General features: G+C 39.0%; 14 protein-coding genes. 12 read left to right on the forward strand and 2 right to left on the reverse strand.

Translation table 11 applies throughout. The features are described from left to right. Positions 1-202: 202 nt before the first annotated feature. From BV375_RS17555 to BV375_RS17585, 7 genes are all read left to right on the forward strand, one after another. The gene (locus BV375_RS17555) at positions 203-490 is read left to right on the forward strand and encodes a hypothetical protein (protein ID WP_086762678.1); all 288 of its coding nucleotides are present in this window, start codon (positions 203-205) and stop codon (positions 488-490) included. A 111-nt stretch (positions 491-601) separates the two neighbouring features. Further along, positions 602-1,594 carry a DUF5895 domain-containing protein gene (locus BV375_RS17560; protein WP_086762680.1) on the forward strand — a complete coding sequence of 331 codons (993 nt, stop codon included), beginning with the start codon at positions 602-604 and terminating at the stop codon, positions 1,592-1,594. Positions 1,595-1,673: 79 nt separating this feature from the next. Continuing rightward, a complete protein-coding gene (gene dnaN, locus BV375_RS17565) occupies positions 1,674-3,008 on the forward strand; it encodes a DNA polymerase III subunit beta (RefSeq protein ID WP_086762681.1) in 1,335 nt (444 codons plus the stop codon). Positions 3,009-3,073: 65 nt separating this feature from the next. Continuing rightward, positions 3,074-4,363: a DNA polymerase III subunit gamma/tau gene (gene dnaX / locus BV375_RS17570; protein ID WP_086762683.1), complete on the forward strand. Its 1,290-nt coding sequence runs from the start codon at positions 3,074-3,076 to the stop codon at positions 4,361-4,363. Between the two features lie 156 nt (positions 4,364-4,519). Continuing rightward, entirely contained in the window at positions 4,520-6,337 is a 1,818-nt protein-coding gene (locus tag BV375_RS17575; protein WP_086762685.1) for a 3'-5' exonuclease, read from the forward strand. A 108-nt stretch (positions 6,338-6,445) separates the two neighbouring features. After that, entirely contained in the window at positions 6,446-6,943 is a 498-nt protein-coding gene (locus BV375_RS17580) for a hypothetical protein (RefSeq protein WP_243713972.1), read from the forward strand. A gap of 173 nt (positions 6,944-7,116) precedes the next feature. Beyond that, a complete protein-coding gene (locus BV375_RS17585; protein ID WP_208099142.1) occupies positions 7,117-8,301 on the forward strand; it encodes an RNA-guided endonuclease TnpB family protein in 1,185 nt (394 codons plus the stop codon). A gap of 219 nt (positions 8,302-8,520) precedes the next feature. On the opposite strand, the gene BV375_RS36050 is transcribed toward BV375_RS17585, so the two are convergent. Continuing rightward, a complete protein-coding gene (locus BV375_RS36050) occupies positions 8,521-8,733 on the reverse strand; it encodes a hypothetical protein (protein WP_143842114.1) in 213 nt (70 codons plus the stop codon). Positions 8,734-8,843: 110 nt separating this feature from the next. On the opposite strand from BV375_RS36050, the gene BV375_RS17590 reads away from it, so the two are divergent. The 5 genes from BV375_RS17590 to BV375_RS17610 all read left to right on the forward strand — a co-directional run bounded on the left by BV375_RS17590 (position 8,844) and on the right by BV375_RS17610 (position 12,976). Then, on the forward strand, positions 8,844-10,070 hold the full coding sequence (locus BV375_RS17590; protein WP_086762687.1) for an RNA-guided endonuclease TnpB family protein: 1,227 nt from the start codon (positions 8,844-8,846) through the stop codon (positions 10,068-10,070). A gap of 54 nt (positions 10,071-10,124) precedes the next feature. Next, complete coding sequence (gene holA / locus BV375_RS17595; RefSeq protein ID WP_086762689.1) at positions 10,125-11,084, forward strand: DNA polymerase III subunit delta; 960 nt, start codon at positions 10,125-10,127, stop codon at positions 11,082-11,084. After that, positions 11,081-11,956, forward strand: a complete 876-nt coding sequence (locus tag BV375_RS17600; protein ID WP_086762691.1) for a DNA polymerase III subunit delta' — start codon at positions 11,081-11,083, stop codon at positions 11,954-11,956. Before holA ends, BV375_RS17600 begins: the two co-directional genes overlap by 4 nt. Before the next feature lie 79 nt (positions 11,957-12,035). Next, entirely contained in the window at positions 12,036-12,395 is a 360-nt protein-coding gene (locus tag BV375_RS17605; protein ID WP_243713973.1) for a hypothetical protein, read from the forward strand. Positions 12,396-12,571: 176 nt separating this feature from the next. Continuing rightward, positions 12,572-12,976 (forward strand): hypothetical protein, encoded by a 405-nt coding sequence (locus BV375_RS17610; RefSeq protein ID WP_243713974.1) that lies wholly within the window; start codon positions 12,572-12,574, stop codon positions 12,974-12,976. 3 nt (positions 12,977-12,979) lie between these two features. On the opposite strand, the gene BV375_RS17615 is transcribed toward BV375_RS17610, so the two are convergent. Then, complete coding sequence (locus tag BV375_RS17615) at positions 12,980-13,675, reverse strand: hypothetical protein (protein WP_086762693.1); 696 nt, start codon at positions 13,673-13,675, stop codon at positions 12,980-12,982. Positions 13,676-13,691: the final 16 nt, after the last annotated feature.

Genomic DNA, 13,691 nt, shown 5'->3' on the forward strand with positions numbered 1-13,691 from the left:
CATACTACCAAATTGATAAAACTAAATATGTCACGTATGTTTTCCCTATATGGTGACAATATATGAGATACAAAATCCTTACACAGCAAGAGTTAGAAGTAGCACTTAATAAGTGCAAGCTTGCTGGTTGGAAGGTCAATAATATCACCAAACTTAGTAACAAAATGCTTGAAATCAAACCCCAACGAACAAGGAGATAAATATGGCAATTGAAACTATTGCTTCTTATAGATTTATTCCTGGTAAAGACAGTCAAATAACCACTTACGGATCTCCTGAAGAACAAACAGTCGCAATTCATAATTCAAGCATGGCATCTGTGTCACTGACTTTCACAACTGAAAACACATCTGTTCTTAGACAAATTATCATCAGTCTTCAGCAAATATACCAGACACTTATAAATACTAAAACTGAAATTATTCAGGAAGATATTTACATTGACAGCTTTACAAACTTAAGGGGAGAGTGTGATGAAAAGTCTATCTAAATAACTAAGTAACAATCAATCTTTTAAGTCGTCTTAATAACAGACGACTTTGATTTTTTACAACGACTTTTTGCTTTACGCATTAAATATTGATTTTCATTAATTAAAATTATGCCAAAAAGTCAAACAAAGCCTACTAATTCTGCTACTGAAGAAAGCACAGTATCCCAGTCTGAATCCCCTGAACAAACAGTTCAGAATAATACAAACATACAAAAGCGTAAATTAGCTATTTCTAAATTTGCAAATCCTGAGTACAATGCGCCGATTAGTAATATCTGCATCTGCCAAGTAATCAATCACATGGAAGCAGAAAAAGTCGGGTTGTTTATCAAAGATAAATACTTAGCAGCAATTAACTGGCAAGGACAAGAACCTACACACAAGCACACCTTCTCTAGTGGCACGCCAGAAATGGGAGTATTGCTGCAATCGCCCAGGATGCACATTCTTGATGTTTCTCCCAGATATATTGAGCAACGCGATGATGGCAAAATTGTAGGAGTGTACGAATCACCTGATGGGTACGAAATGTACCAAGCACTTGGCAAAGATGCCGCAGTATTGAGAAGGTTCTACTTATTGCAACTTGTTGATGAAAATAATCATAACCTGCACTCAGTACCAATTGTCTTATCAATCAAAGGCGTTGCATCATCAAAATTTGGCGAGGCTTATAAACAGTTCCAACGCGAACTAGAGGTTGCATTCGCCCGATTTACTGATACAACTGTTGCTGAAAAACGTGCAGAGTTTCATCGCCTTGGTGTATTTCAACCCACTTTTACGCCATCTCTGGAACCTAAAGAAGCAGTCAACCAAAGAGATAAATCTTGGGTAGCAGTTGTCACTTCCTATAAATCACCAAACCCCGATGGCAGCGATTTTCTCGAATTCTTCTCAGAAGGCAAAGAAATCGATATCCAAACAACAATGCAGGCAAATCCCGAATTCTCTCACCGCATCGGTAAAACATCAACTGTTGTAGCAGAACATAATCGCTTGGTAGGTGCAGCTGATATGCCAGTAGCAGCACTTCCTCCTAGTACAGCAGCTCAGACTTATACAGCATACAGTACTGAGATGGAAGAACTGCCCTACTAAAAAAACTATCTCATGTAACCGAAAAGGGTGCTAGAAATAGTGCCCGTTCAAACATCATCTACTAAAAGCAAAATAACAAATGAAACTAACCATTGAACAATCTAAACTCGCAGAAATTCTAGAAACCGCTTATCTGGCAATTAGTCCTAAGCCCACTGACCCAATTTTAGGAAATATCTTACTGATAGCAAATGAAGATGGGATAGTAGCAGCAACAGGAACAAACCTTAACCTCACAATTCATACTACAACGACCGCTAATGTAGAAACTTCAGGTCAGGTAGCACTACCAGCCAAACTATTAACTGACACTATTAACAATGTCAGAGGAGAAATTACCTTAGAGGTAGAAAACCAAGCCTGCATAATTACTCACAATAGCGGTAAATGCCGTCTGATTGGCGGAAAACCTGACGAGTTTCCAACTCTTCCCAAGGGAGAAAATCCAATAGAAGTAAATTTAAGCGCCAAGAAACTCCAAGCCGCACTTGAAGGGACGCTCTATTGCACCAATGGTGATGAAACAAAATTAGTTTTAACTGGTGTCAACTTCAAAATTGATACTAATAAGTGGCAAGCTGCTAGTACAAATGGTCACAAATTAGCATTAGTCACAGGAACACTTGATAGCGAATATTCTGACCCAATTGACTTTACTGTTCCAGGTAAGTCACTTGGCGAGTTAAACAAAATTCTCTCTCAAAGTGCCGATACAAGCGTGTGCAATATTCTTCTATCAAATAAAACTATTGAGTTTAGTCTTCCTAATACAAAGGTCATTTCCCGACTTTTAGAGGGAGAATATCCCAAAATCAATAGCTTGATTCCCAGAACATTTGAGTATGAATTTACATTAGAACGCAAGGGATTTGAGAGCGCACTGAAGCGAGTAAGTTATCTAGCTGAACGCAAGCAAAAGGTTGTCAAAATTCTCTGGGAATTGGAAGCTACACAGGCAACACTATACACCGAAGCTACTGATATCGGGGATGCAGTTGACTCGGTACTGATGAAACCAGCAACTAATCATTCAGAAAACATCAGTATTGGATTAAATATCGACTACCTTATCGAAGGATTAAAGCACATTAGTACTGATGAAATCGTGGTTCGGTGTAACAAACCTACGCAACCAGTCATTATCTGCCCAATGGGAGGACTGCTCAATCAGCTGTATCTGGTAATGCCTGTAGAAATTAAGCAGGGGTTTGAAAAGGTAAATAACCAAAGTACAAAGACAGAAGCCAGGACTCAACCTGAGCCTAGCACTGAAGAAGTAACAGATGTAGCACAGGCAACAGATGATAGTGAAAATTCTGAAACAGAAATACCATCTTTAGTAGCAAAAGATACTACTAAAGGTAAGTCAACCTCACGCTCGTCACGAACGAAAAAAGAAGTGGCGACTGCTTAAAAAATTAAACTCCTTATCAGCGCAGTTGGTAAGGAGTAAATAAAACACTTTTAATCATCAAAACTATGTACCAACCACTACATCTCAAATACCGTCCTCAGACTCTTAGTGAAGTTATTGGGCAAGAACATATCATTCGCACTCTCATAAATGCGATCGCTCTCCAAAAGATTGCACCTGCTTACCTATTTAGCGGCCCCAAAGGTACAGGTAAAACCAGTACCGCCCGCATCATCGCTAAATCCCTCAACTGTCAATCAAGCAATGAGCCGACAACCAAGCCCTGTGGAGAATGCAATTCATGCAAGGGAATTACAGCATCTTCTTCTGTTGATGTAACCGAACTGGATGCAGCAAGCAATAGTGGAGTAGAACTGATCCGAGAGCTTATATCCACTATCCAGTTTGCACCAGTGGAAAGCAGATTCAAAATATTCATTATTGATGAATGTCATGCCCTAAGCAGCCAATCGTGGCAAGCACTCCTCAAAACCATTGAAAGCCCTCCCCGTCATGTAGTATTTATCTTCTGCACAACCGAGTTACACAAAGTTCCAGAAACCATTGTCTCCCGTTGCCAAAAGTTTGACTTTAAGAGAGTTCCTGTCTCGCTAGTTGCAAGCTACCTAGAACAAATATCTCACCAAGAAAGTATCAACATTGCGCCATCAGCAGTTACCGCCGTAGCTAAAGCAAACAAGGGACATCTGCGCGACTCACTCAAACTATTAGATCAGTTAACCTTACTAGGTGAAGAGGAAATTACCTCTAATTGGGTTTGGGAACTATCAGGCACTATTCCCGAATACGATCTACTCACCGTCTGTGAAAATATCATCAAAGGAGAAATTACGGGCAATTTAGGCATCCTTCAAGATTGGATTGAATCTGGTAAACAGCCAACTGCTATCCATACAAGTCTTGTCAACTTCCTCAAAGACTTACTTGTGTGCAAAACTAATCCCAATGGCAGACATCTTACACAGCTAGAAGAGGACACCTGGGAGGAATTAGTAAGTATCTCGCAGTTGTGGAATATCGACCAGATCCGAAATGCGATCGCAATTTTAATGGCACGCCAAAATCTCATGCGGGATGAAGACGCGCACCTTTGGTTAGAAGCTACATTTATCGAGATAGTGCCAACCACAAAGGGTAGTCCTCACTCACAACCCTGGAAAGATTGGAAAACTGCCCAAGATGCGATTAACTGGGGCAAGGAACAGTTACCCCACTTAACACAAACGCAGTTACAAGAACACTGGCAAAAGCTGACACCTATTAATGGTAAAAAGGCACCTGCTTGGGTAGAAGCTGTCCAAAAGCTGCAACAAAAACAATTACAGCAAGCTTAACTTTAAGGAGGGTTATAACCGTAGTTATAACCCTATATTTCTTTCTTTATTTAATTAAATAACCAAATAAATTAACATTTACTACCACAGCAGCATACGCAGTTAAGTTGATAGTTAAAAATTAATATCAACATGAATTAGGAAAATCTCTAATTAATGAATTATAACCACAGAGATTTTGTGAAGAAATCTAGAGGGATAATCGTTGTCGATGAAGACAAACTAAACATTTATTGGAAAGATACTACTCCAATAAAACCTTGGCAGCCCAAAATACAACTCAAGCCGTATCAGGAACTTTCACAAATATTTGTTGATATCGAAACAGCAGGAATAAACCCATTTGAAAGCCGTATTTATGCTATCGGTTGTATGGATTCAAGAGGATATTTTACTATTTTCATGGATATCTCAGAAGCTAAAATACTGACCAAATTTATCAACCATCTCAGTAAAAGAAATCCAGATGTAATTTTCACATATAACGGAATGGCATTTGATATTCCATTTATTATTACTCGATGCAACTTGCACGGTATAAAACACCCATTTCAAGTTGCATCCAAATCTCGGACTATTCGTACCGCCCAAGTACGGGGTGAGCCACTAAAAATTCAGGAGGTGTTCATCCGAAATAGCCAACACGTAGACATTTATATATGTGTTCTGAGGTGGGATTTCATAGCCAAAAAGCTAACTAACGGCAGATCGCTCAAAAAGGCTGTATTGGACATGGGACTGCGCCAGAACACCAGGCTAGTTCTTCCCTATGAAGAAATCCTCGCTTGTTGGAAAGATGGCCCCAACAGTAAGGGATGGAAACGCCTAAAAGAGTATCTTGTCTACGACCTCGAAGACACCCGGCTAATTGCGAATAGACTTGTACCCTCATACTATTACGAAGCACTAATTGTACCGAAAATGAACCTCCAGCAGCTAACACTTGCTGGTAATGGTACTAAATGGGAGCGAATATTTGAGCATCATTATCCAGGCTATAAACCAAAACCCGATCGCAAGTACAAATTCCAAGGAGGGATGACCTACTCTATTCCTGGACTGTATAGAAGGGTTGGATATGCAGATATTAGCTCAATGCACCCTTGGGCAATGCTAGATAAGGCTATTTGCTCAATTAAAGATACAGAACGTATTGGGCTAAGTATTCTGCAATATTTGGTGAATGAAAAATCTAGGCTGGAAAAACTTGCATCTGCTGGAGATGTTGCTGCTAAGGAAAAAAGAGAATCCGTCAAGGTTTTAGCTAACTCTGAGTTTGGATTCTTCGGCACCTCTGAACTCGCCTTCAATGATATGGAAGCTGCTGCATTAGTTACAGCCTACAGTCGAAAAGTACTCAAGCTAATGATTGAAATTATCACTCGGCACGGTGGTACTCCTGTGGAAGTTGACACTGATGGAGTGTTTTTCACACATCCCAACCCAGAAGAGGTACGTAGTTTACTTCAATCTCAATTGCCTAAAGGGATAACTGTCAAGCTAGAGTTTATCGCCGACGCTATGTTTATCCCCGAACGGGGAACCAAAAATTACCTTTTATGGCTTCCAGACGGGAAAATTATCACTAAAGGCAACTGGCGCAACCGCGATCGCTCTCAACTGGAGAAAGAGTTTTCTATTGAGTATTTAACCCTGCTAATTCAAAATGTATCAGCAGCAGAAGATTATTATGTACACATCAAATCCCAGATTTTATCAAGGGAATATCCAAAAGAAAAACTTGCAATCACACGCAAAATTAAAGAGGGTGAAAAAGAAATCCTCAAACTAGGGAAACCTGGAGATGTAGTCACTTACTATTACGGAATTAGTGGCATAACCAATATCAGCAGTGATGAGAATTACTCACGTCAATACTATCTTCACCTTATTGAAAAAAGGCGAGAAGAAATTCTTAAAATAGCTGCTCCTGCAACACTAGAAAGTAACAAACGTCAGTTATCTCTTTTCTAAACGAACAAAGTTGAGATTTTAGGTAATTTTGAAGGCACTAAATATAAAGGTTTTTCAAATTCATACATTCTCACTTGTCTTTCATACATTCTCACTTGTCTGTAACTAATGAAAAATAAATCCTCTTCTCGCAAGCCCAGGCTTAATAAAAAGCAAAGGGCTTGGGTAAACTCATTCCTGTCGTCTCATTCTAATGCCAGAGTTAGAACTATCTACGAATTGGATGGCGATCGCATAGTTCAAATTGAGTGGTGGGAAAACACAAACCCAGTAATATTAGACCCAAAAACTTACATCCAAGGAATTATCAGCTACAACATGTGGGTTAAACTAAGAAAGTCTGGCGATCCCAGGAAAACAGCTGAGTTTTCTTATCGCATTACCCCACCAGAAAAACGAAGTGCATCATGGCACTTAACAGGTCAACTCTCTCTAGAACTCCCCCAATGTTACGAAGTTCCACAACCAAACAACCCAGTTATCATTAAACCAAAAAGGAGAAATACTAAAACCAAAAAACTTAAAAAATTTCTTCAATATACTCTTCCTTTATCAGAGACTAGTGTTCAAATTCATACTACAAATATAGAAAATTGGGAAAAATAAAACAAGCTAATTGCTGATAAAATATTAGGTAATCAACGGATTTACAATGAATCCTATCTAGCTATAGCTAAAAGTCTAAAATCAGGTAAAAAAGATTGTAGAATGAATGTGTTGATCCGTGTGCATAATAATAGCTATAGTTCTCGCGTAAACAAGTTTAAGCAAGTATAGCGATGTACGCTTTAAAAAGAGAGTTAAAACTAAATAACAACGAACGCTCTCTTATGCGTGGTATAGCAGGATTTAAGAGGTTTGTTTACAACTATGCTCTAGATTTAATCACAGCCAGTTGGGATTTTGAAGGCATAAAAGCTGGTGATTCAAAACGACTGGATACCATCAAAAAAGTATTTACTCAAATCACAATGAACAAGCCGGAGTACGCATGGATGAGAAAATATCCATCCACGGTGTATCAATCAGCTTTTCAAGATTTGAAAAATGCTTTTAGTCGCTGGCGCAAGGGATTGACGGGTTTCCCAGTCAAGAAAACCAAAAAGAAAGGAGACTCATTTACTGTTTATAAAACCTCTGGAGTTTACCTCGAAAAGGGTAAGCCAGCACTACCATTTACCAATAGAGTTGTGATTAATCGAGGAAAGAAAATTACCCTACCAGGAATTAAAACATTTCGATTAAAGGAGGCAATTGACTTTATTTGTAGTTCGCAAACATTCACCATTTCAAGAACTGCGGATAGATGGTTTGTATCATTCGTTCTGGATGCCGAAAAAATCCCACTAATTATTCACACCATAGAAAAGATTGGCGTAGATTTGGGAGTAAAGACTTTAGCAGTTTGTTCTGACGGCACAACTTATGCCATGCCAATTACCATAAAAAAAGCGAAAACCAAGCTGAGTAAATTGCAGTGGCGAAATCGTAATAAAGTCCTAGGAAACAAGAAACTCAACATCAAAGCCTCCAAGAACGCTCACAAGTTGTATAATAAGTCAGCTAAAATCTACGCTCGGATTGCCAATATTAGGCGAGATACGACACAAAAGATGACAACCGATTTAAGTCGTAAAGCATACATAATTCGTATTGAAGACTTAAATGTCCAAGGGATGATTGCTAACAGCAAGTTAGCTGCTGCTGTTAGCAACAACTGCTTTTATGAAATTCGTCGCCAATTAACTTATAAGCAGTCTTTCTACGGCACAAAAGTCGAATTAGTCGATAGATGGTATCCTAGTTCTAAAATGTGCTGTAAATGTCATCATATTCAACCAATGAATTTGTCCGAAAGGGTTTTTCATTGCAAAAGTTGTGGGCATATTCAATGTCGAGATGAAAACGCATCCATTAACCTTGAAAATGCCCCACCCAATAAAGTAAGGTTGGCTCAACCTTAACTCAACGCCTGTGGACAAGAAGTAGCCTTCTACCTTGGTCGAAGCAGGAAGAAAACACTAAGCCAATCAATAAGTTTGAGTAAGTTTAGATAAGTTTTTCGGAGCAGTGATAGAGTATCTTCAGCAGTTAGATTCTTGGCGCAAATACTTGGGTAATAAACCAGTAGATAACCATATTGATAAAGACTCAATTCAAAATTTCGTACAACCAGCACAAACTTAAGTAAAGTATTTACTGGTCACACATAATAAATACCAAGCAGAAAGAGTTAATACTAACTCTTCTTTTAACCAAATTCGGCGGAATTCCCCTTCCTCAGCCGTTCGCGCTTTGCGTTCCCGTTCGCGTAGCGTCTCCGAAGGAGAAGGGTAGGCAGGGAGGGGATGGATAGCCGGACAACAACGATGCCATCCCCGACTAATATCAACCACAGGTTGATTAAGAAGTGGGGTCGTTGAGGAGTTATCAATTATTTTGTTTTATTTATTTACTGGAAAGTGTATTTCATAGTAAAATATGCAAATAAAGGAGGTGATATTGAGTGTTGCACAAAGCTATTCAAGTCCGTTTATATCCAACAAAAGAGCAAGAAATACTATTGGCACAAACATTTGGGTGTGCAAGATGGTGGTGGAACTTTGCGCTAAACAAGTCAATTGAGACTTACAAAGAAACGGGTAAAGGACTTGGGCAAGTAGCACTCAATTCACTTTTACCACAACTCAAAAAAGCAGAAGATACAAAGTGGTTAGCTGATTGCTATAGCCAAGTTTTACAAGCTACTACGCTCAACCTAACTACTGCATACAAGAACTTCTTTGAAAAAAGTGCTGGATTCCCTAAATTCAAATCCAAGCATGGAAAACAGTCTGTCCAGTACCCTCAGAATGTCAAAATTGTAGATGGTGACGTTAAACTTCCCGGTAACATAGGGATAATCAAAGCCAAAATACATCGACCAATTGAGGGGAAAATTAAGACTGTTACAGTTAGCAAGACTCCATCCGGCAAGTACCTTGCATCTATATTGACTGAGATAGAAGGAGATAAACCATCAACCTCAGAAGGTAAAATCTACGGAATTGATTTAGGTCTGAAACACTTTGCTGTCGTAAGTGATGGCAAGAAAGTTTCTAAGTATGACAATCCTAAACATATTGCAAAGCACGAAAAAAACCTCAAACTTAAGCAACGGAAACTAGCACGTAAAGTAAAAGGAAGCAAATCAAGAAATAAATATAGAAAACTTGTTGCCAAAGTGTACGAACGAGTTAGTAACTCACGGCAAGATTTTTTGCATAAACTTAGTTACAAGTTAGTCAGCGATAGCCAAGCTGTTATACTAGAAAATCTTCATATCAAAGGTATGGTTCGTAATCACAATTTGGCGAAAGCAATATCTGATTGCGGATGGGGGATGTTCACTAACTTTCTATCTTATAAACTAGAACGCAAAGGCGGGAAACTAGTAGAAATTGATAGATGGTTCCCTAGTTCAAAACTCTGCCATGTTTGTTTTTATCAGATAGGTGAGATGCCACTAGATGTTAGAGAGTGGGATTGTCCTAATTGCAAAACTCACCATGATCGTGATGAAAACGCTAGTCACAACATACGAGCAGAAGGAATCAGAATGCTAAAGGCGGAAGGTTCAGCCGTCTCTGCTGTAGGAGGAGAAGTAAGACCAAAGCTTGGACGAAAGTCTAAACTAAGGCATTCTCCTGTGAGTACAGAAGCCCCGCCTTCAGGCGAAGCCAAGGCGGGGTAGTTCACCCACTGCTTATAACTAACGCATGATAATTAGATGTTTATCTAATTTGTGATGCCAGTATACCTATACTACGGCGAAGATACCTATTCGCTCAATCAAAAAATTAACCATTTAGTGACTCAAAATGTTCATGCTGAATGGAAAGCTTTCAACTACATCAAGCTATCTGGAAATGAGAAAAATATTGCTGCCAAGGTTTTTACTGAGGTTATGACGTTACCTTTTGGAGAGGGTAATAAAATTGTTCATACAGACAGCGATCATTTAATTGGAGGTTTATCAAATGAGGATAATAACCAAGGACTTGAAAATCAACTTTCTCGAATCCCTGCAAGTAACATTCTTTTAATTACTAGTAACAAAAAGCCAGATTCCCGCAGAACAGTAGTGAAAACTATCTTAAAATATGCTCAACAAGAAGAGTTTCCTCTCGTTCCTTGCTGGGATAAAAAGGGGATAGTTAATTTAATAGGGAAGTATGCAGCTATCCATCAAGTTAAACTTACACCGGATGTGACTGATTATCTAGTTGAAGCAATTGGTAATAACACTGCACGAGCCGATAGCGAATTTGCTAAACTTGCTGTCTATGCAAGTAAAAAAATTATTTCCTTTGAGGAGATAAAACAATTAGTTAGCAATCACAATACTGACTACCAAAAGCTTACTATGGCTATGTTAAGAAATCATTTAAACTTGGCAATAGCGCAGGTGGATAAACTACTAGATAGTAATGAACATCCACTCAAAATAGTAGCAACTCTTACGTCAACTTTTCGCACTTTGCTAATAACTAAAGCTGGCGTAGAAGCTAAATTATCTGACATGAAGATTGCAGAAATAGCCGAATTGAAGAACCCTAAAAGATTGTATTACCTCAAAGATGAAATCAAGTTTGTAGGCGTTCAAAAACTGAAAAACAGCCTTACCTTACTTTTACAACTCGAAACGGAACTCAAAAGCGGCACTAACAATTTAATTAGTCGAATTATCGAAATTTGCATGATATGAAAAACGATTTATTTACAGAAATCATCGGACAGCATACCGCCAAACTTCTACTAACTGAAGCAATCGAACGTAATCAAATTGCTCCCGCATACCTATTTAGCAGCGAAGTTGAGGGAGTGGGCAAAGGAAAAACTGCTCTGGCATTTGCAAATGCAATACTCTCAAGAGGAAGTCGCTCCGCGATTGCAGGAGAATCTAAACATCTAGACATCTTACAAATCAAACCAACCTATACCGAAAACACCTCCCAGCAGAAAAGTGTCCCTGCTATCCGAGTAGAACAGGTGCGCCAGGTAATTGAATTTCTCTCAACTAGTACAGTTGAGGGCAAGCAAAAGGTGGTGATTATCCACGAAGCAGATATGCTCAACCCTACTGCCGCTAACAAACTTCTCAAGACGCTGGAAGAACCTACAACTGGAACGTTTATTCTAATATCATCCTATCCTCAAAAGCTATTACCCACTATCAAGAGTAGGTGTCAAATCATACCTTTCCCAAGGTTAACTGACGAGGAGGTTATTTCTGTCCTTAAAGACCAACAAATTGAGGCAACAGAAAAAATACTAGCTATCAGTTCGGGCAGTCCTGGTCAAGCGATCGCCAACATGACAATGTTAGCTTCAATATCAACAGAAATCACAAGTCAACTCGAAGTACCTCCTGACGATATCCTCAAGGCATTCAGTTTGAGTAACTCCATCTCAAGCTGGAATCACCAAACGCAGTTATGGTTGCTTACTTACCTGCAATACAACTGGTGGCAGAAATTAAAAAGTACTAAGCTACTAGCTAAATTCACTCAAGCAAGAAAGCAATTGCTGCATCACGTTACGCCCAGAAATGTTTGGGATAGCCTACTTCTGCCATAACAAAACACACTCATTATCAAAAAGCACTGCCAGTTAGAAGTATTTCTAGCTGGCAGTATTTGTTTACACATATAAAGATATGAACCAGCAACACAGTTTATTCGATGTCGAAGAAATCATCCGCAACAGTAAAAGCCAAAAAACCAGCGAAATATTAAACCCTAGCACTAGAAAGATACTTCAGTTACTAACCAGCCAAGGGATTAATAAAGCTGTTACAGCCAGCCTACTCGATCTAGCAGGAGCAAGTCGTGAAATTGTTCAATACATCGCCGGGCCAATTATCACTCAGCAGAACGGCTGGCAACAGTCAATTCCCACTTGGGTTTGGCGCGCGATCGCAGTTGATAGATTAGATACAGCTTTACAACTGGACTTCCCCCATACAAATGTACTAAAATCTCTAAAAACTATACCAATTAAAGGTTTCAATTGTTGACTTAAAAAACTGTACCCATGTCTAAGCAATAGCCGTTTTGGTGATCGCGCAGAACATTGTAGATTCAATATAATTGGCGATCGCTTGAAGGCGTGAATGACCTACATGGCTACAGAAATTTTGCTCAACAATTTAAACCCATGCAATGATAGGCTTTTGAGCCTGTGTAGGTATATTTGCTGGGGGAAGTCCAGTTACAAGAGATAGACAAGGGAGAAGTAGGTAAACTTGGCTCTAGCAGCGAAGTTGTTGCACTGATGATGCCAATTGCTTTTGAAGCGCCGCTATCATCCCAATGGACAGATGTTTACCTCTGGGCAAGTTATGATGCCCTCATTAGGCACAGACCTTTCAAGAATTTTAACTACGAAAACCTGTGGGAGAAAATTGGTACAACTCCAGTTTCGTATGACAAAATCCGCTCTGATTATGAAACCATTGCTGCTGATATTCGTTCTCGTGTAGTCAAACACGCGGCGAAAGAGGGATGGGGTAAGAAGTTTTCAAATAACAAAAAACACCCTGTTACAGCAACTTCAACTGAAAGTAATACTAAGATGGAGCAATTGTCACTGTTTTAATAACTAATTGTTAGTACTTTTTTCAACACTCCTCCCAAATTCCTTCCTCTCTTTGTCCGTGAGAGGAGGAAGTTCTTCCTTGTAATAAAAATTGCCTAATTTCTGACACTGATTGACATAAATTCGTCTTGCTGAATCACTTGCCTTTAAATCCTGACGCAAAAGTAATTTAAATGATTTTTCACGCTCCTTCAATTCTTTTGCTGCTACAAGAATTTCTGGTGATACGGCAGGATTTTCATAAGTAGAATAAAGTTCCTCACTTGATAAATAAACATTTAGTTTATTGCCAGCAGGTTGAGTTAGAAGACGCTGGGTATTATACGAACGCCACAGACCTAACTTCTCGCGCCGTAGTGACTCAATTTCAACCTCACCAACACGGTCTGGAGTACTGCGCCGCACGTAGAGAAAACAAGCTTTATCAGCCGCTACAGTCAAACTCACTTTCACACCATTACCATCAAAATAAAACGAGTCAATTAAGTCGTTCTCTGCACTAACTTCTCCAAGCTTCTCTTTATTTGATAAATGAGGTAACACTTCTGAATTTAACGACGGCGTAGCATTATTAACATTAGCTGAAGATAATGAAGGCGTAGGTGAAGGATTCGATTCTATAGCTGAAACTTTATTTTCTTTTTCTGGAGATGAACATCCAACCAGTAAGAATAATCCTATAAATAAATATTTTTTCATAAATTATAAATTTGTT

Source organism: Nostoc sp. 106C (assembly GCF_002154725.1).
In the GTDB taxonomy this organism is placed as follows: domain Bacteria; phylum Cyanobacteriota; class Cyanobacteriia; order Cyanobacteriales; family Nostocaceae; genus Aulosira.